The organism is Sinomonas terricola (assembly GCF_034931225.1).
Taxonomy (GTDB): domain Bacteria; phylum Actinomycetota; class Actinomycetes; order Actinomycetales; family Micrococcaceae; genus Sinomonas; species Sinomonas terricola.
Map to the genome: position 1 here is coordinate 141,359 of NZ_JAYGGQ010000011.1, position 17,474 is coordinate 158,832.

Here is a 17,474-nt window from a genome sequence, read left to right on the forward strand (position 1 = left end):
CTCAGGCGACCAGTATCTGCGGGCTGGGGAGGGGCTGGGCCGCAGCTGCGGTGAGGGGGTCGGGGCGCCAGCCCCAGTCGGGGTTTTCCTCCTGCGAGGAAAGTATCGCGGCGACCGTTCCGTCGGGATCGCCGCGGCAGGGGTCGGCAGACCACGCTGGCCTCGCGTCGATGACGGCCCATCGGCCGACGTCGAGACGGCCGACGTCGAGACAGTACCCCGGGGCTTGATCCGGCCCCACTGCGTCTGCGACCTCCTGGGCGAAGCGTTGGGCATCCCTGGTGTCGGGTCCTTCGTCCCTGCCGTGGGCTTGCCAGGTCGTCTCGGCCCCGCCGTAGCGGGTGCGCGTGTGGCTCACCGAGGTGACTCGAGCCCGGGCGAGAAAGCACCGGAACTCCTGGGCGAAGACGACCGGCTGGGACACGATCGTGGCGAGTCCGCACAGCTCCTGCAGGGAACGGCCTGGGAAGGCGCTCAACGCGAGCGCGAGCAGGGATTCGGCGTCCGAGTGGACTCGGCCGTGGAACGTGCGCGATTCGTGCTGGGCGAGGCTGACGAACAGCGGACGGCGCCATGGGTGGAAGAGGTCTCCGAGGAAGCCCGAGCGCAGCGGCCGCGCGAGGAACTCCTCCGGCAGGCGGGCCAGCCATGCCGGGCCCGGGGAGAGGAACGGGTGGTGGCCGGTGGCAACCACCCTGGCCGCCCAGGACCCCGAGCACCAATAGGCTGCCTGGGGATCCAGTGCCTCCAACCCCGGCGTGTGGACGACCGGGACGAGGGCGCTCGCTCCGAGATCTCGGGCGATCCTGGGCGAGCCCACCACCTCCAGGTGTATGTGGCTTGCGTTGCCGGGGTCGCTGCTGGTCCGCGTCGCGGTCGGCATGCTGTCCTCGCCTCCATCCGGTCTTGCACCCGGACCAAGGGTTTCCACCCTGGGCTCAATGTCCCACGTCGGCTGGGTCGCGTCATGCGTACCCGATACCTGAAATCGATGGGTCCCGGCAGGCGCACCACGCGGCACCGCACGCGTGAGTACGCGGCGAGGAGGGGCGGCGTCCCGCGTTCCTGGGCTTCGGCCACGCAGTGGCGCGCGATCTTCTACGCGGGCCGCGCAGCCACCGCCTGCCGAGTTGTTCGGCGACCGCCCAGCTGCAGTTTGCTCGGGCGAGCCAAAGCGCCGGCCTGACTCAGGCCGAGAGGGCGAGCTAGGCCGGGTGCGGGCGCTGGGAGGCCGCGGCCCTCGCGTCCAGATCGGCGAGTGAGAGCTGGATCGCTGGTGCGCGGGGGATCGGGCGGCTTGAGGCGGGCACAAGGTCCGGCCCCACGTGAAGCAGTTCGCCCGGTTCCACGAGCCGCCACCGGGGGTCGTCGTCCATGCGCTCGGTCGCGACGAGGACGCGGTCGCCCATGTCGGGGCTGCGCACCGTGATCCGCTGGCTCGTGGCGTCGAGGCGACGTGGCTCCGCCTCGGGGGCGCCGTGGTCCTCGCGGACGTACAGCTCGTGGCTGTCCGGGTAGCGCAGGGCCCAGAGTTCGGTGGCCGTCGTGATGATGAAGTTGAGGCTGAAGACGGGGAGGTTCTCGGCGACCCAGGCGACCGCGTGTGCGATCCCCGCGCCCACATCGCCGCCCGCGATGCGCGTTTCCGCGGTGATGAGGGCGAAGAGGCGTTCGCTGTCCGTCTCGCCGCGTACGAGGCTCGCCGTGCCGAGGTCCTCGAGCCGCTGTTCGAGTCGGTCGAGTCCGCCGAAGGCGCCGTTGTGCGCGAAGAGCCGACCGGCCTGTTCGAACGGATGGGTATTGACGAACGTATGGGCTCCCGTGCTCGCATAGCGTACGTGGGCGAGGAAGGTCGTGCTCTCGAGGTGGCGAGCCTCGCGCGCGAACGCCCGATCCTCCCACGCGGCCACGGCCTGCTTCTCGACCTTCGGCCGTCCCTCGGGAGTGAACGTGCCCACGCCGGTTCCGTCGGGCTCACGGCGGCTCTGCTCTCTCAGGCTGTCCGGAGCGTCGAGCAGCCAGAACGTCGCTTTGGCTCGATTTCGACCCGCGTGCAGGGCGAACAGGCGGCACATGCCCACACCATACTGCTCCGAGGGTGGGGCAGCGCGGGCAGCGGACGACGGCGGAGTGCCCCGCCTCTTTGGCCACGGGTTGGCGAGAGGTGGCCGCTCGTCCTAGACGTGTGGCCACGGGTTGGCGAGAGGTGGCCACTCGTCCTGGGCAACGGGAAGGGTCAGCAGGCCGGGCGGCTCCGCACGTCGCTCGAAACCCGCTGCTCCTGCAGCACGCCGAGGGGCCCGGTCTTGAGCTCGCGGTCCTCGACCACAACCTGCCCGCGCAGCACTGTCATGCTCGGCCATGCCGCGACCTCGTAGCCCTCCCACGGCGTGTAGTCGGCCTCGTGCAGGTCCGAGGCGGTGACCCGGCGCGCGTCGGTCGTGTCGAGGACGGCCAGGTCGGCATCGCTCCCGATCGCGATCGCGCCTTTGCGCGGATACAGCCCCAGGATCTTCGCGGCGTTCGCGGACGTGAGGTCCACGAACCGCGTGAGGTCGAGGCCGCGCTTCGAAACCCCTTCGGTGTACGCGACGGCCATCCGCATCTCGACGCCCGCGTGCCCGCCGGTCGCGTCGAAGATCGTCTTGCCCCGGGTCTTGACGTCGAGATCGGTGCACACGCCATCGGTCGCGAGCGTGCTGAGCACGCCTTCGAGGAGGGCGTCCCACATCGAGTCGCGATCGTCGGCCGACTTGAGCGACGGGTACGTGTGGTAGATCGCGCCGTTCTCCTGGCGGTAGTCCTCGGCCGTGAAGTGCGCGTAGTGGGGGAGCACCTCGCCGTAGACCGGCAGGCCGCGCCCGCGCGCGTCGCGGATCGCGTCGACGCCCTCGCGCGCGCTCACGTGCATGAGGTAGATGGGCGCGCCGACGTGCTCGGCGAGCGTGATGGCCCGCTGGAACGAGAGCTTCTCGGAGAGGTTGTTATGCGCGTGGGACATGTACTCGAGGCCGGTCTGCCCGGCTCGCTCGAGCCGCTTGTACGAGTACATGACGATGTCGTCGTCCTCGGCGTGGACGGCGAGCATCGCCCCGGCCGCTGCGGTCTGCTCCATGAGGCCCCACATATTGCCGAGGTCGGTCTTCTGCCGGGGCCGGGTGGGCGTCGTGTTGGTCATCCAGACCTTGTAGCTCCCGTGGCCCGCGGCGACGGCGTCCGGGATCTGCTCGAGCACCTCGAACGGGATCTCCGGCTCCTTGAACGTCCCGTGCAACGCGTAGTCGGTGAAGCTGCTTCCGGCCCATTCGGCGGACTTCCGGGCGAACGATTGGGACAGTTCGTCACCCGGCTGCCAGTGCGCGAAGTCGACGAGCGTCGTCGTCCCGCCGTAGATTGCCCCCTCGCTCACGCGGTCGGGGCCGAAGCACATGATGCCGCTTTCCGCGGCGGTCGGCAGGACGCTGTTGGTGTGCACGTGGGGGTCGACGCCACCGGGCACCACGAGCTGGCCGCGCAGGTCGATGGTCCGGCGGGCTTCGGCGGGATTCCCGAACTCGGGCGCTGTGAGCGAGACAATCGTGCCGCCGGCGATGCCGATGTCGAGGCGGCGGGCGCCCGACGGCGTCACGACGAGGCCGTTGGTCAGCAGGAGATCAAGCATAGAAGCCTCCGAGGTTAGGCAGGAGAGAAGGGGGAATGAAGGAAGTACTCTTCGGCGAGGCTCACCTTGACGGACGCGCGCGCGTTGACGAGTTGCGAGACGGCGACGTCGGCGGCCGCGCTGAGCAGCATCGCCGCCTTCTCGCGGCTCCACGAGCGGTCGACGACGACGAGCTCGAGCATGTCGTCGAGCGCCGCCAGCGCGGCGGCGTCCAGATCGTCGCCGTCTCCGATCGTGATGACACGGCCGGCCGAGAGGACGACGGGCCGCCGCACGGCGACGCCGGGAAGCACACGGCAGGAGAGCGTCACCGAGCCTTCGACTTCGACGCCCGTGAGCGAGCATTCGCCGTCGCCCTGCGCGGCGTGAAGGTCGCCCGCGAAGAGCCGCGCGCCGTCGGCCTGGACGGGAAGGATCACGGCGGAGCCTGCAGTCACATCGTTGCAGTCCATGTTGCCGCCATAGGGACCGACCGTGCTCGAGCTTGGCTCGCCGTCGGCCGGGGCGACCCCGAGCTTGCCCACCATGGGGCGCACGGGGATAGCGACGCCGTCGGCGAAGTGGACCCCGCCGTCGTCGATCTCGACGACGTGACCGAAGCGGCCCAGCGGCTCGCCGAACCCGCCGCGCCCAGGGAGGGTCACCATGGCGCCGCGGTCCGCGACGCGGATGTCGTGGAGGTCGACGCGGAGCGCATCACCCGGGCGGGCGCCGTGGACGACGACGGGCCCGGTCACCGGGATCGAGCACTTCTCGTACTCTCCGGCCTCGAAGAAACCGCCCGTGAGGAGGCTGCGCGCCTCGAGGATGAAGCGCTCGCCCTGTTCGACCTCGAGGATGGGCGCGGCGAGTGCCGTAAACACCGTGGATGCATGATTGTATCCGGCATAGGCGAAGCCTGCGCGGGCCAGCTGGCCGGTGATGGGGGAGGCCATGCCTCGCCCTACGCCGGGTAGACGGGCTGGGCCCAGCCCTGGTCCGCGGCGGCGCGGCCGACGACGGCGTCGAGGTAGAGCCGCTGGAGCCGGGCCGTGAGCTCGCCGACGCCGCCCGAGCCGATGGGCGTGCGGTCGACCGACGTCACGTGGTTGACCTCCGCAGCGCTCCCGCAGACGAAGACCTCGTCCGCCGAGTACAGCTCGGTGCGGTCGATGGGCCGGATATCGACGTCGAGCCCGAGCTCGGTGCGCGCGAGGTGCAAGACGCTGTCCCGCGTGATGCCTTCGAGGATGCTGTCCGTCGTGGGCGGCGTGCAGAGCCGACCCTTGCGCACCATGAAGACGTTGTAGCCCGCGCCCTCGGCGACGTGGCCGGACTCGGTCATGAGGAGGGCAGCGTCGTAGCCGTTGCGGCGCGCCTCGAGCATCGCGAGCCGGCCGTTCTGGTAGTTCGCTATGGACTTGATGCGGGGCGGCATCGAGCGGTCGGAGAGGCGGGCCCAACTGCTGATCTGCACGTCGAGGCCCGTCGCGCCGAAGTAGTTCCCCATCGGGATCGCGGCCATGAAGACGGTCGCGGGGCCGGTGTCTTCGGGCTTGCCGTCGCTCGAGTCGACGAAGACCTGGGCGCGCATGTGGAGGTTGCCGCGCAGCTCGTTGGCGCGGACGAGCCCGAGGAGCTGTTCGGTGAGGACGTCGACGTCCTGCGGCCCGTCGATCTCGACGACGCGCATCGAGTCGACGAGCCGGCGCATGTGGTCGCCCACACGGAACGCGTAGAGCTGCTTCTCGTCCTCGCTCCAATAGGCGCGGAAGCCCTCGAAGACGCCGACGCCGTACTTGAGGGTCGTGCTGAGGACGTGCAGGCGGGCGTCGTGGTAGTCGACGAGTTCGCCGTCGTGCAGAAGATACCGGACCTTCGGTGCGGAGGCGGGGGCCTCGGGGACAGGCAGCGTGGCTTCTTCGCTCAGCGTCGACATCTCGTAGTGCTCCTCTTCCCAGATCATCTTCAACAACGTATGGTGTGTGTCACTATATTGAAGATTGCGTCGGAGGCCTGTCAATGGTTCAACGAATGGCATTCCTAAACTTCTCTCGGCTGGTGCGTCGCAACACGCACTTCTTCCGCTCCAACAAACCGAACGCCCACTCTGGGATACCAGACCTTCCCAAAGTCGGCGAGGGTCGGTTCAATAAAGTGATGACGCTTTGATTCAAGGAGTCCACATGCCCCAGCTGTCTGCCCGATCCTCTCGGCGGCACAAGGACGTGCCCGCCGCCGCGGAGCATGCCCCATGAGTGTTCAGGGAATTCCGCGCACCTCGCCGGGGCTGCGCGTCGCCGAATGGGCGAGGAGGGGGAGGGCTGAGGTCTTCGCACGATCACATGTCGCGGTGACGGTGATCGCCGCAGCCGTGATCCTCGGCCTCCCGCTCCTCGCCCTCGTCATGCCGTATCCCCACAGTCCGCTCAGGCCGGACCCCAACGCGATCGCCGTGGCCCCCAGCGGCACGTACTGGTTCGGCACGGACGGCAACGGAATGGATGTCTTCTCGCGCACGATCGAGGCCGCGAAGCTCGACCTCCCCATTGCCATCGGTGCGACGGCCCTCGCTCTCATCGTCGGCGTTCCGCTCGGCCTCTTCGCGACGAGCGGCCGCGTCGGCGACGCGCTCATGCGGGTCGTCGACGCCTTCGCAGCGCTGCCCACGATCGTGATCGCCGTCGTCGGCATTCAGCTCATGGGCGGTTCGGTGCTCGACGTCGTGATCGCGATCGCCGTCGTCGGGGCGCCGCGCTTCGTGCGGCTCTCGCGGGCGGCAGCGCTCTCGCTGCGCTCGGCGCGCTACGTCGAAGCGGCGGTCGCAACCGGCTGCTCGCCGCTTCGCGTCGCGTTCAACCACATCTTCCGCAACGCCTATGGCGTCGTGCTCGTCCAGGCCACCCTGACCGCCGCGAACGCGCTCGGCACGATCGCGGCCCTCAACTTCCTCGGCGTCGGGGCGAAGCCGCCGCAGCCGAGCTGGGGCGGCATGATCGCGGACGGCTTCAGCATGCTCATTCGCGGGGACTGGTGGGCCTCGGGCTTCCCGACGGCTGCGATGCTCCTCGCGATCGGGTCGCTCAACATCCTCGCGGGCGCGCTTGAGAACCGCATCGAACGCGTGGAGCGTGCCCGATGAGGGCGGGGCTCGAGGTGCGCGGGCTCGTCGCCGAATTCGCGACGCGCGGCGGCGCGGTGCGGGCGCTCCATGGCATCTCGTTCGACGTCGGCGAGACGGAGATCGTGGGCATCGTCGGCGAGTCGGGGTCCGGCAAGTCAACGGTCGTCCGCTCGATCACGCGGTTGCTCGTGCCCCCGGGACGCGTGGCAGCAGGGAGCGTGGTCTTCGGCGGACGCCCGCTGCTCGATGTGCCGGAGCGGCGCATGCGCGAGCTCAGGGGCCGGGAGATCGGCTTCGTCGCCCAGAATCCCTTCAGCGCGCTCAATCCCGTGCTAAGGATCGAGAAGCAGTTCGCGAACATCGCAAAGGCGCACGGCGTCAGGGTCGACGCCGCCTCCCGAGAGCGCGCAGTCGGCCTGCTCGAGGCCACGGGGGTGAGCGAACCCGAGCGCGTGATCCGCGGCTACGCGCACGAGCTGAGCGGCGGCATGGCGCAGCGCGTCGTCATCGCGATGGCGCTCTACCTCAACCCGCGGCTCGTCATCGCCGACGAGCCGACGACGGCGCTCGACCTCACCGTGCAGCGCCAGGTTCTCGACACGCTTCGCGAGCTCACGAGCAGGAGCGGGCGGTCGATGCTCATCGTGACGCACGACCTCGGGGTCGTGGCCGAGTACTGCGACCGCGTCCTCGTCATGTACCACGGGAACCTCGTCGAACAGGGGCCCGTGTCGAAGGTCTTCACCGCCCCCGAGCACCCGTACACCGCGTCGCTGCTCAGGTCCGTCGTGGGGCCATCCGACCCATCGCGGCCCGTTGGGGCCGCGATGTCCGAGACAGGGGGTGCGTGATGCCCATCATCGAAGTGAAGGAGCTGCGCAAGACGTTCCAGACGCCCCAAGGCCGCGTCCTGACGGCGGTCGACGGCGTCTCCTTCGACGTCGAGGCCGGCGAATGCCTCGGGATCATCGGCGAGAGCGGCTCGGGGAAGTCGACGCTCGGGCGCCTCCTCCTGAGGCTGCACGAGGCGGATTCGGGCTCCATCCTGCTCGAAGGGCAGGACGTGCGCGCCCTCGCGCCGCGTGCCCTCCGGCGGAAGCGACGCCACTGGCAGATCGTGTTCCAGGAGCCGTTCGCGTCGCTCAATCCGCGGCTGACGGTCCGCCAGATCGTCGAGGAGCCGCTCATCGTCGCGAAGCTCTGCGCCTCGCGCACCGAGCGGCTCAAGAAGGTTGAGAGGACGCTCGACGAAGTGGGCCTCTCGGCGCAGTTCCTCGACCGACGGCCCGCCAACCTGAGCGGCGGGCAGCAGCAGCGCGTCGGCATCGCCAGGGCCCTCGTGACGGATCCGAGCATCGTCGTCCTCGACGAGCCGACGTCGTCGCTCGATCTCACGATCCGCGCCTCGATCCTGCGCAAGCTCTCCGAGCTCCAGCGGGCCCGCGGGCTCACGTACGTCTTCATCTCCCACGACATCGAGACCGTGCGCCACTTCTGCTCGCGCGTCGCGGTGATGCATCGCGGGCGGTTCGTCGAGACGGGCCCCGCCCTCGACGTCCTCGACCGCCCCCAGCAGCCCTACACCCAGGCGCTCATGGCGGCAGCGATGGCTCCTCTTCCATATATGTCGCCGGACGACGACGGCGGCCTCCCGCCTGTCGGCGGAGCGGACATCCCGCCAGACGACGACGGCTCCCTCCTTCCCACCAAGGCGGCCAACGCATGATCCGGTACATCGCCTCGCGGCTGGCCATCGCCGTCGGCCTTCTCCTCGGCCTCGTGACGCTGAGCTTCGGGCTCGTGTCCCTCTTGCCCGGGGATCCCGCCGTCGCCCTTCTCGGCGAGTACGCGACGCCCGACGATATCGCCCGCATCCACGGCGAGCTCGGCCTCGACAAGCCCCTCTGGGACCGATACCTCGATTACCTGGGCCGCACGCTCAGGGGCGATCTGGGCCATTCGTTCTTCACGGGCACGCCCGTCGCGCAGGAGCTCTGGACGCGACTGCCCAACACGCTCGTCTATCTCGTGCCGGGGCTCGTCCTCGCGCTCCTCCTCGGCGTCGCGATGGGCACGTTCGCGGCGTATCGGAGCGGGCGGCTGCCGGACAAGACGTTCACCGCTGGCGTCTCGGTGCTCATGGCGATGCCAGAATTCGTGCTCGCCCTGCTCCTGCTGTTCATCTTCTACCAGCAGCTCCACCTTGCGCCGGCCCCGCTCGGAATGCTCGCAAGCGCCGATATCCCGCCGCCCAAGGTCACCGGTTCGGTGCTCGTGGACGCGGTGATCGCGGGGCAGTGGAAGATCCTGGGCTCGGTCTTGAGCCGGGCGGCCCTTCCGATTGTCACGATGGGGCTGTTCTTCGCGGCGCCGTTCGGGAAGACCGTCCGCACGGGCCTTCTGCAGATCCTCCACTCTCCGCAGATCGAATTCGCGAGGGCGTGCGGACTGCGGCCCTTCCAGGTGTACCGCTACGCCCTGAGCGACGTGCGGGCGGCCCTCATGACGTACATGGTGCTGCTGTTCGCGGCCGCCCTGAGCGGCGCGGCGATCATCGAGAGCGTCTTCTCGTGGCCGGGCGTGGGCGGGTGGTCGCTCGACGGCGTGCTCAAGGGGGACATGCCGGTCATCCAAGGCTTCGTCCTCGTGATGGGGGCGACGAGCCTGTTCGGCTACGTCATCCTCGACGTGCTCATCACGCTGCTCGATCCGCGGGCCCGCGGTGTCGCGCTGCGGCCAAGACGCCGCGCCCGCCCCATCGCGACGCCGGCAATGTGACCCTTGACACCTTGAAGAGCCATCAATAGATTGAAGATATGTTCACTAAAATAAAGAACGACAAGTTGGTCGTCCTCGGTGGGCTGATCCCCCTCGACGGCCGCGTGAGCTGGGTGCCCCCGCAGGCAACCGGCTTCCAGCCCTCGAACTGCTACCTGCTCTCTGAGCCCGGCGCAGCGGGACACTCCCATCTGCTCGTCGACTCGGGGCTTGCGGTCCACAGCGACGAGATCCTCGAAGACCTTTCGACCCTCATCGGCGAGGGCGGGAGCCTCTCGGTCTTCTTCACGCGGGCCGAGATGGACTGCGTCTCCAATCTTGAGCCCATCGTCCGGCACTTCGACATCGAGCGACTCTTCACGGGTGGCGTCATCAACCCCTTCGACGCGTTCGAGGACCTCGCCCGCACCGGGCTGCGCAGCCGCCGCCACCAGATCGACGCGCAGCGCACCGGCCATGGCGACTCGGTTGCCCGAGCTGCCACCATCGAGATCGGACCCGGCCGCGTGCTCGAGATCGAGGCGCCGCTCCTCCGGCTCCTCATGACCTTCTGGGGCTGGGATGCCGAGACCGGCGCGCTCTTCACGTCAGACACGTTTACCCACGGCGTCATGGCCCGGCCGGACAGCCCCCGCGTCATCGACTCGACCGTCGAGGACACCACGACGCCCGAGCAGGTGGCGGGCCACCTCTACGCGAAGTATGAGTGGCTGCCCCGCGCCACGCGCGAGCCGCTGCGGGACTGGCTCGCAGCGAAGTTCGACGAACTCGATCCCGAGATCGTCGCCCCCTCGCGCGGATGCGCGCTCCGCGGCCGCGACGTGGTGCGACGCCATCTCGACTTCATGCTCAAAGCCCTCGAACCGCAGCACGCCGGGCTCGTGCCGCAGGCCGTCTAGGAGGACCCATGGAAGAGCTAGTTGAGACGATGAGCAGCGACCTTCCGCGGAGCATTGCCGACGGCGTGACCTGGATGAGCTCCTGCCTCCCCTTCAACATCGACGGTCGAGTGATCCACGGCCACAACTCGACGTTCCTCGTTCAAGGCGAAACGGCGTCGATCCTCGTCGACACGGGCAACCCCTCGAGCTGGCCCATCATCTCCGAGAAGCTCGACGGGCTCCTCGGCGGCCGGGAGCTCGACTACGTATTCCCGACGCACCCCGAGCTCCCGCACACCGGCAACCTGCCGCGGCTCGTCCAGAAGTACCCCAACGTCCAGATCGTCGGCGACATCCGCGACTACCACCTGTTCTATCCGCAGATCGAGCCGAACCTCCACGCGCGTGTGCCGGGCGACCGCATCGACCTGGGCGGCGGGACCGAGTTCCTCATCGTCGAGGCCCTCATCCGCGACCTCCCCAACACCCAATGGGGCTTCGTGCCGCAATCCGGCGTCCTCTTCACCGCGGACGGCTTCTGCTACATGCACCGCCCCGAACTCGACGACGAGGATCCCGTGCACCTTCCGGGCGAGTGCGGGCTCGTGACCACCGAGCTTTCCGGGCCGGTCGCCGTCGAGAACGCGGCGTTCTTCACCGGCAGCGCCCTCTACTGGGCGCGCTTCGCGAACGACGCCGACCGGGTCTACGACCGCGTCCTCGCGCTCATCGACGAGCTCGGAGTGACCACCGTTGCCCCGACCCACGGCAACGTCATCACCAACCTCCGCGACGTCGAACCGATCATCCGGGCCGGCCACAAGCAGGCCTACAGGTACTAGCAGGGCTCCCGTGGCCCCGTTTCACCCACCCACCTGTTCTTCCCCCACCCACCCACCTGTTCTTCCCCCACCCACCCCACCTGTTCTTCCCCCACCCACCCCACCTGTTCTTCCCCCACCCACCCCACCCCAAAGAAACCGGTGTAAGACCATGAATCGCTTGCGTCTGCTCTCCGGCGGCCTGGCCGCCGCCCTTGCGGTTTCCCTGACCGGCTGCGGAGGCGGCAGTTCCGCGTCCCCCACTCAGCCGGACAGCATCGTCCTTGCCGTCGGGGCCCTGCCCGACAGCCTCACACCCGCCCCCTGGGGCGGAAGCGCCTCCCACGTCGTGCTGAGCGGCCTCGGCTCGCAGCTGCTCCAATACAAGTCCACCGCGACGAGTTCAGATCCGTGCGGCCAGCCCACCACCGAGGTGTCCGGCCGGCTCGCCGAGAGCGCGACCCCCGCCCCGGACGGCAAAGGCATCATCGTCAAGCTCAGGAAGCTCACGAGCCAGTTCGGCCACACGCTCTCGGCCGAGGACGTCCGGTGGAGCCTCCAGATCGGCATGGTGCGCCAGCCGGTCATGAAGGGCACGCTCGCGAGCAGCGGCTTCGATGTCAACAACGTGGCCAAGGTCATCGATGACCAGACGGTCGAGCTCAACACGACCGCCCTCACGTCGTTCAGCATCGAGTCCCTCCAGAACAACCTGTTCTACATCCACGACAGCGTCGAGGCGAAGAAGCACATCACCGCGGACGATCCGACGGCGAACAACTGGCTCTCGAAGAATCTCGCCGACTACAGCGGATGGGACCTCGAGGAGTTCACGCCGGGAACGTCCCTCACCGTCACGGCCGATCCCAAGTGGGAGGGCCAGCGCGGCTCGGTCAAGCGCGTCGTCGTGAAGGCCGTGCCGAACACCTCGACCCGCAGCCAGCTCATGCAGTCGGGCGAGGCGCAGATCGCGAACGGCTTCGAGTACGACCAGTACGCATCCCTCGGGAAGTCCCCCGACGTGACGGTGCTCAATTGCCCGAGCGCAACGCGGGACACGCTCATGTTCAACGTCAAGTCCGGTCCCCTCTCCGACGCCCGCGTGCGCCAGGCCCTCTCGATGGCGATCGACCGCGATGCCCTCGTGAAGGGCGCCTACGCCGGCTACGGCAAGGCGGCCCAGGCGACGTTCCCCGGCGGCGACCCCTCAGGCGTGTACAAGTTCGACGCGGCCGGGGCGAAGAAGCTCATGGCGGACGCCGGCTACGCGAACGGCTTCAAGCTCACGCTGAGCTACAGCGCGACGCGGCCCGGGCCCGTCGCGAACAAGTCGTCCGTGCTCATCCAGTCGATGCTGAGCCAGATCGGCGTCACCGTCCAGCTCCAGAACGTCGCGAGCTCGACCGACTTCTCGAGCGCGCTCATCCAGGGCCGCTTCGAGGCGGTGCTCTATTCGGAGCCGATCGTCATCGCGGATCCCGCGTTCTACAGCTTCGCGTACTACGCCGGGAACGCGCCGAGCAACACGACGGGCTGGAAGGACGCGAAGTTCGACGAGCTCCGGACGAAGCTCGCCGCGACGCCCCAGGATCAGACTGCCCAGCGGAACGACCTCATCAAGCAGATGACCGCCGTCGTCGATGCGGGCGCCCCGATCCTCTCGCTTGTCGAGACGCGCGGCCTCATCGCAGCGAAGAAGGGCCTCACGGGCGCAAGCCCGCTCACCAACGGCCAGGTCTACTTCAACGCCCTCGGCAGCTAGGAGGAAGTGAATCATGATCGAACTGTGCGGAAAGCTCGTCCGCGACACCCTCGACGAGCTCCTCGACCCCGCGACCACGGCCCTCGTCGTCATCGACATGCAGAAGGGAGCGGTCTTCCCCGGCGGAGCCATCGGGGATTCGGGCCATGACCTGAGCATGATGCCCCGCGTCCGCGAGCAATGCCGCGCGGCGATCGACGCGGCTCGCCGCAACGGCGTCCCGGTCTTCCACATCCGCGTCGAGAACCTGCCCGACGGCGCGAGCTCGCCGGCGGCCTGGCTTCGCGCGCTCTACACGGCGTCCAACGGCCGCCCGATCGATCTGGGCAAGCTCAGCGTCAAGGGCGATCCGGCCACGGAATTCTGCGACGAGTGCCTCCCCCTCGACGGCGAGCCCGTCATCACGAAGCGCCGCCCGAGCGCGTTCGTCGCGACCGAGCTCGCCCTCCTCCTGCGGAGCCAGGGCATCGAGTCGGTCGCGCTTGTCGGGGTTTCGACGGGCGGCTGCGTCGAGGCCACGCTGCGGGACGCCGTGCACCACGACTTCTACGCCGTGCTGCTTGAGGACGCCGTCGGCGCCTACGACACGACGGTCCACGACGCCGCGCTCACGGTCATGCGCGCGCGCCACGACATCTGCAGCGTTGCGGAGGCCGCCGCCGTGTGGGACGCCGCGCGGGGAGCCTGAGGGAAGCGATGAACAGGAGCGCGGGAGTGCTGGCCCCGCCCGTGGGCCTCGCGGGCACGAGGGTGCATCGCCTTGGCGGCGAGATCGCCCTGGATGAGCACGTGAGCTGGTGTCCAGAGGGCGTCCGACGTCCCCAGCCGGTCAACGCGTATCTCATCAGGGGAGAGAGCGGCGCCGTCCTCGTCGACACCGGCGTGCGGCGCCACGAGGCCGAGATCCTCGGCCAGCTCGGAGAGCTGCTGGAACCAGGCGAGCCACTCACGATCCTCCTCACGAGGACGGAGATGGAGTGCTGCCTCAACGTCCCGGCGATCGAGGCGAGCCACCCCGTGGACGCGGTCTGGTACACGGGCGGCATCACGGTCCCGCGCTCGTCCGCGCCGGCCCGCCGGGTCTCGGTCGAGCCGGGGACGTCGCTCGACGTCGAGGTGCGCCCCGGCGTCGTCGTCCAGCTCGTCTCCCCGCTCCTGCGGCTCCTGCCCACGCTCTGGGTCTACGACCCGCCGTCGGGCGCCCTGCTCACCTCGGACGCGTTCACGCACGGCGTCGCCGACGGCGAGCCGGGCGACCCGGCGGAGGGCCTCGTGAAGTTCCGCTGGTTCGCGGGAGCGGACACGCGCCCCATCGCGCTTGACGTGCTGCGCGTCGTCGGACGACGGCTGGTCACGGCGATCGGCCCGGGCTACGGCTTCCCGTTCATCGGCGAGGCGGAGTGCCGCCGTGAGGCCGCGCGCCTCGCGGCGAGCCTTGAGGAGGTGGGAAGGCGATGACCAACGACGACGACGCCGCAGCTCGCCGCGTCGCGGGGCAGCCCCGAGGGGGCGGGCGTAGGGAGAGTGCCGACGCCGCAGCTCGCCGGATTGCCGACGGCGTGTTCTGGCTGGGCGGCTGCCTTTCGGCCTTCTCGGCGGGCGAAGAGGTTCATTACCACGTCTCCTCCTACCTCGTGATCGGCTCCAGGGCGACGCTCCTCGTCGACACGGGCGATCCCGCGCACCGGCCGCTCGTCCTCGACCAGCTCGAGCGGGCACTCGGCGGCCGGCCGCTCGACTACGTGTTCCCGACCCATCCGGAGATTCCGCATGCGGGCAACCTTCCCGCGCTGCTCGAGCGGTTCCCGGGAGCCCGCGTGGTGGGAGACGTCCGTGACTACGCGCTGCACTTCCCCGAGTCCGAAGGACGCTTCGACGCGAAGCGGCCCGGGGACGCGATCGATCTGGGCGGACGGGAATTCCGCTTCCTCCCGGCGTATATCCGGGATCTCGAGAACACCCTATGGGGCTACGACAGCGGGGCTCGCATGCTGTTCGTCTCGGACGGCTTCTCGTTCATCCATGACGTCCCCTCGCCGGACGGCGAGGACGAGCCGGCCCACCGGCCGGGCCAGTGCCGGCTGCTCTCATCAGAGATGCCCGCGCCGCCGTCGGTCGAGCAGGCCGCGTATGGCACGGGGCGCGCCCTGTATTGGACCAAGTTCGTCGACGTGAGCTCGGCGTTCGCGGAGATCGAGCGAACGCTCGCCGAGCTGCCCACAGAGCTCATCGGCCCCGCCCACGGCAACGTCATCGACGACGTGGACGGCATGCTCGCGACGTCCCTCGCGGCCCATCGGCGGGTCTACGAGGACGCAAGGATTTAGGTAAAGGAGTACGGACATGAGAGATCTCATCGGATACGGGGAGAACCCTCCCGTGGTCGAATGGCCGGGGGGCGCGAAGGTGGCGGTCTCCGTCGTCGTCAATTACGAAGAAGGGGCCGAACGGTCTATCGCCTGGGGCGACGAGGCGGACGAGGACATCGTGATCTTCGGCGGCTGGTCCTCGGACCCGTCGCGCCGGAACCTCATGAAGGAGTCGTTCTTCGAGTACGGCCCGCGCGTCGGCGTCTGGCGCTACCTCGCGATGCTGCGCGAGGTGGGAATCCCCGCGACGTTCATGGCCTGCGGCGCCGCGCTCGAGAAGAACCCCGAGGCGGCCCGCGCGATCGCCCGGGACGGGCACGAGATCTGCGCCCACGGCTACCGCTGGCGCGGGACGGCGGGCATGACCCCGGACGAGGAGCGCGCTGAGATCCGCGCGGCGCGGGCAGCGATCGAGGCCACGGCGGGCGTGACCCCCGTCGGCTGGTACGTCCGCGAGGACATCACCGAGAACACGCGGGCCATCCTCGCCGACGAGGGATTCCTCTACGACTCGAACTCCTACGCCGACGACCTCCCGTACTTCGTCCAGGCCGGCACGGCGCGGCACCTCGTCCTTCCCTACGCGGGGGATACGAACGACGGACGCTTCTGGGGGCCCGGGAGTCTCGGAACCGGGGCCGACTTCTTCAGCGTCCTGAAGGACACCCTCGACTGCCTTCTCCTCGAGGGGGAGGACGTTCCCAAGATGATGTCGGTCGGGATCCACTTGCGCATCGGCGGTCGGCCGAGCGTCGCCCACGGCGTTCGCCGATTCCTCGAGTACGCGCGCGCGCAGACGGGCGTGTGGTTTGCGACGCGCGAGGAGATCGCGCGGTGGTGGCTTGAGCACGCGCCCGCGGAACCGCAGCGCGGCGTCTTCGAGGAGATTGCCTCGTGAGCGCCGTGGACGGCCGCACCGACGGTCCGCGCACTGACAGTAGGCGGACCGCAGATCTCGCGAAGCTCGTGCACAATGTCCACGAGCAGGGCTTCCAAGAACTCGACCGCGTCGGCCTCAGCGGGCAGCGGGACCAAGGACTCGTCTCGACCCTCATCTCGCGCGATCTGAGCGATTCGGACGATCTCTGCATCAGCTGGGGCCGCATCCTTCCCGGCCAGCGGCACCTATGCCACCACCATCCCGACGCGTCCGAGTTCTATGTGGTCATCTCGGGGACCCCGCTCGTCTTCCTCGGCGACCAGGAGTACCGGGCCAAGCCCGGCGACGGCATCTACATTCCGCGCGGCCTCACGCACGGGGCGCGGAACGACACGGACACGCCGGTCGACCTCGTGGTCGGCGTGAGCAAGCCGGCCGACTGGGAGTTCGTCCACGATGAATGAGGCCCGTATAGCCCATGAGGCCCGCGCGACGTACGAGGCGGGCGCGGCGCGTGAGGCACGCCGCGCCGTCGGCCTCATCACGGCGGACACGAGCCCGACGCTCCTCGCGGTTCTCGCCCACGCGCGAGTCGACTTCGTGGTGCTCGACGCCGAGCAGACCCCGCTCGACGTCCAAGCCTGCGCGGGCGCGGTGCAGCGGCTGCGCGGAACCGGGGTGAGGGTCTCGGTCCGCGTTCCGGACCTCGAGCCCAACACGCTTGTGGCGTTTGCGAACACGGGAGTTGACGAGCTCGTGCTCCCGCATCTCCGCAGCGTCGGCGAACTCGAGCGCGCCCGCGAGGCCATTGCGTACGCGCCGCGCGGGCTGCGTTCGCGACAGGTCTCACCTGCCTCGGGCTTCGGCACGGATTTCAGCCGCGAGCCCGTGCTGAGCGTCCTGTTCGAGACCGTCGACGCGGTCGCGGAGGCCGAGGGCTTCGCGGCCTGCGAGGCGTTCGGCGGGGGCTGGCTCGGGCCCACCGACCTCGCGGCCGATCTGCAGCGGGACGGCCGGTCGGCCCCTGACTATCTCGACAAGGCCATGCAGTCGGTCGTCGAGACGCTGCGCGGCGCCGGGCACAGCGTGGGCTTGCCCGCGCCGTCGATGGCCCGCGCGAACGAAGTCTTCGCCCGCGGGGCCGATCGCTGCGCCGTCTATTGGGAGCGCGAGCTCGCGACGCTGCTCGCGGGATTCGTCGCGTCGCAATCGGCATGAC

General features: G+C 69.2%; 18 protein-coding genes. 13 read left to right on the forward strand and 5 right to left on the reverse strand.

Features of this window, described 5'->3' with window-relative positions:
- Position 1: 1 nt before the first annotated feature.
- The 5 genes from SPF06_RS14660 to SPF06_RS14680 form a co-directional block, all read right to left on the reverse strand.
- Complete coding sequence (locus SPF06_RS14660; protein WP_323279859.1) at positions 2–883, reverse strand: ATP-grasp domain-containing protein; 882 nt, start codon at positions 881–883, stop codon at positions 2–4.
- Between the two features lie 322 nt (positions 884–1,205).
- Entirely contained in the window at positions 1,206–2,075 is an 870-nt protein-coding gene (locus tag SPF06_RS14665) for a class II glutamine amidotransferase (RefSeq protein WP_323279860.1), read from the reverse strand.
- Positions 2,076–2,236: 161 nt separating this feature from the next.
- Positions 2,237–3,661 carry a dihydroorotase gene (locus SPF06_RS14670; protein WP_323279861.1) on the reverse strand — a complete coding sequence of 475 codons (1,425 nt, stop codon included), beginning with the start codon at positions 3,659–3,661 and terminating at the stop codon, positions 2,237–2,239.
- A 14-nt stretch (positions 3,662–3,675) separates the two neighbouring features.
- On the reverse strand, positions 3,676–4,596 hold the full coding sequence (locus tag SPF06_RS14675; protein ID WP_323279862.1) for an acetamidase/formamidase family protein: 921 nt from the start codon (positions 4,594–4,596) through the stop codon (positions 3,676–3,678).
- A gap of 8 nt (positions 4,597–4,604) precedes the next feature.
- Entirely contained in the window at positions 4,605–5,606 is a 1,002-nt protein-coding gene (locus SPF06_RS14680) for a branched-chain amino acid transaminase (protein WP_323279863.1), read from the reverse strand.
- Between the two features lie 288 nt (positions 5,607–5,894).
- Here SPF06_RS14680 and SPF06_RS14685 point away from each other — a divergent pair, with 288 nt between their 5' ends.
- From SPF06_RS14685 to SPF06_RS14745, 13 genes are all read left to right on the forward strand, one after another.
- Entirely contained in the window at positions 5,895–6,782 is an 888-nt protein-coding gene (locus tag SPF06_RS14685; protein WP_323279864.1) for an ABC transporter permease, read from the forward strand.
- Positions 6,779–7,615 carry an ABC transporter ATP-binding protein gene (locus SPF06_RS14690; protein ID WP_323279865.1) on the forward strand — a complete coding sequence of 279 codons (837 nt, stop codon included), beginning with the start codon at positions 6,779–6,781 and terminating at the stop codon, positions 7,613–7,615. The genes SPF06_RS14685 and SPF06_RS14690 overlap by 4 nt, the downstream gene beginning before the upstream one ends.
- Positions 7,615–8,490: an ABC transporter ATP-binding protein gene (locus SPF06_RS14695; protein ID WP_323279866.1), complete on the forward strand. Its 876-nt coding sequence runs from the start codon at positions 7,615–7,617 to the stop codon at positions 8,488–8,490. Before SPF06_RS14690 ends, SPF06_RS14695 begins: the two co-directional genes overlap by 1 nt.
- A complete protein-coding gene (locus tag SPF06_RS14700) occupies positions 8,487–9,542 on the forward strand; it encodes an ABC transporter permease (protein ID WP_323279867.1) in 1,056 nt (351 codons plus the stop codon). Before SPF06_RS14695 ends, SPF06_RS14700 begins: the two co-directional genes overlap by 4 nt.
- 38 nt (positions 9,543–9,580) lie before the next feature.
- Positions 9,581–10,441: a hypothetical protein gene (locus tag SPF06_RS14705; protein WP_323279868.1), complete on the forward strand. Its 861-nt coding sequence runs from the start codon at positions 9,581–9,583 to the stop codon at positions 10,439–10,441.
- A gap of 8 nt (positions 10,442–10,449) precedes the next feature.
- On the forward strand, positions 10,450–11,265 hold the full coding sequence (locus SPF06_RS14710) for an MBL fold metallo-hydrolase (protein WP_323279869.1): 816 nt from the start codon (positions 10,450–10,452) through the stop codon (positions 11,263–11,265).
- A 151-nt stretch (positions 11,266–11,416) separates the two neighbouring features.
- Positions 11,417–13,006 carry an ABC transporter substrate-binding protein gene (locus SPF06_RS14715; RefSeq protein ID WP_323279870.1) on the forward strand — a complete coding sequence of 530 codons (1,590 nt, stop codon included), beginning with the start codon at positions 11,417–11,419 and terminating at the stop codon, positions 13,004–13,006.
- Between the two features lie 13 nt (positions 13,007–13,019).
- Complete coding sequence (locus SPF06_RS14720) at positions 13,020–13,694, forward strand: cysteine hydrolase family protein (protein ID WP_323279871.1); 675 nt, start codon at positions 13,020–13,022, stop codon at positions 13,692–13,694.
- 26 nt (positions 13,695–13,720) lie between these two features.
- Positions 13,721–14,464, forward strand: coding sequence for an MBL fold metallo-hydrolase (locus SPF06_RS14725; RefSeq protein ID WP_323279872.1), 744 nt, complete (start codon positions 13,721–13,723; stop codon positions 14,462–14,464).
- Positions 14,461–15,333, forward strand: coding sequence for an MBL fold metallo-hydrolase (locus SPF06_RS14730; protein ID WP_323279873.1), 873 nt, complete (start codon positions 14,461–14,463; stop codon positions 15,331–15,333). Before SPF06_RS14725 ends, SPF06_RS14730 begins: the two co-directional genes overlap by 4 nt.
- 16 nt (positions 15,334–15,349) lie before the next feature.
- Positions 15,350–16,273: a polysaccharide deacetylase family protein gene (locus SPF06_RS14735; RefSeq protein ID WP_323279874.1), complete on the forward strand. Its 924-nt coding sequence runs from the start codon at positions 15,350–15,352 to the stop codon at positions 16,271–16,273.
- Positions 16,270–16,719 (forward strand): cupin domain-containing protein, encoded by a 450-nt coding sequence (locus SPF06_RS14740; RefSeq protein WP_323279875.1) that lies wholly within the window; start codon positions 16,270–16,272, stop codon positions 16,717–16,719. Before SPF06_RS14735 ends, SPF06_RS14740 begins: the two co-directional genes overlap by 4 nt.
- Positions 16,712–17,473, forward strand: a complete 762-nt coding sequence (locus SPF06_RS14745) for an aldolase/citrate lyase family protein (RefSeq protein WP_323279876.1) — start codon at positions 16,712–16,714, stop codon at positions 17,471–17,473. The genes SPF06_RS14740 and SPF06_RS14745 overlap by 8 nt, the downstream gene beginning before the upstream one ends.
- Position 17,474: the final 1 nt, after the last annotated feature.

Bases quoted from the DNA above. Each gene is read 5' to 3' on its own strand.
- SPF06_RS14730 (WP_323279873.1), top strand. From the start codon at position 14,461: ATGACCAACGACGACGACGCCGCAGCTCGCCGCGTCGCGGGGCAGCCC.
- SPF06_RS14665 (WP_323279860.1), bottom strand. From the start codon at position 2,075: ATGTGCCGCCTGTTCGCCCTGCACGCGGGTCGAAATCGAGCCAAAGCG.
- SPF06_RS14675 (WP_323279862.1), bottom strand. From the start codon at position 4,596: ATGGCCTCCCCCATCACCGGCCAGCTGGCCCGCGCAGGCTTCGCCTAT.
- SPF06_RS14735 (WP_323279874.1), top strand. From the start codon at position 15,350: ATGAGAGATCTCATCGGATACGGGGAGAACCCTCCCGTGGTCGAATGG.
- SPF06_RS14680 (WP_323279863.1), bottom strand. From the start codon at position 5,606: ATGATCTGGGAAGAGGAGCACTACGAGATGTCGACGCTGAGCGAAGAA.
- SPF06_RS14670 (WP_323279861.1), bottom strand. From the start codon at position 3,661: ATGCTTGATCTCCTGCTGACCAACGGCCTCGTCGTGACGCCGTCGGGC.
- SPF06_RS14715 (WP_323279870.1), top strand. From the start codon at position 11,417: ATGAATCGCTTGCGTCTGCTCTCCGGCGGCCTGGCCGCCGCCCTTGCG.
- SPF06_RS14700 (WP_323279867.1), top strand. From the start codon at position 8,487: ATGATCCGGTACATCGCCTCGCGGCTGGCCATCGCCGTCGGCCTTCTC.
- SPF06_RS14720 (WP_323279871.1), top strand. From the start codon at position 13,020: ATGATCGAACTGTGCGGAAAGCTCGTCCGCGACACCCTCGACGAGCTC.
- SPF06_RS14705 (WP_323279868.1), top strand. From the start codon at position 9,581: ATGTTCACTAAAATAAAGAACGACAAGTTGGTCGTCCTCGGTGGGCTG.
- SPF06_RS14695 (WP_323279866.1), top strand. From the start codon at position 7,615: ATGCCCATCATCGAAGTGAAGGAGCTGCGCAAGACGTTCCAGACGCCC.
- SPF06_RS14745 (WP_323279876.1), top strand. From the start codon at position 16,712: ATGAATGAGGCCCGTATAGCCCATGAGGCCCGCGCGACGTACGAGGCG.
- SPF06_RS14690 (WP_323279865.1), top strand. From the start codon at position 6,779: ATGAGGGCGGGGCTCGAGGTGCGCGGGCTCGTCGCCGAATTCGCGACG.
- SPF06_RS14660 (WP_323279859.1), bottom strand. From the start codon at position 883: ATGCCGACCGCGACGCGGACCAGCAGCGACCCCGGCAACGCAAGCCAC.
- SPF06_RS14710 (WP_323279869.1), top strand. From the start codon at position 10,450: ATGGAAGAGCTAGTTGAGACGATGAGCAGCGACCTTCCGCGGAGCATT.
- SPF06_RS14685 (WP_323279864.1), top strand. From the start codon at position 5,895: ATGAGTGTTCAGGGAATTCCGCGCACCTCGCCGGGGCTGCGCGTCGCC.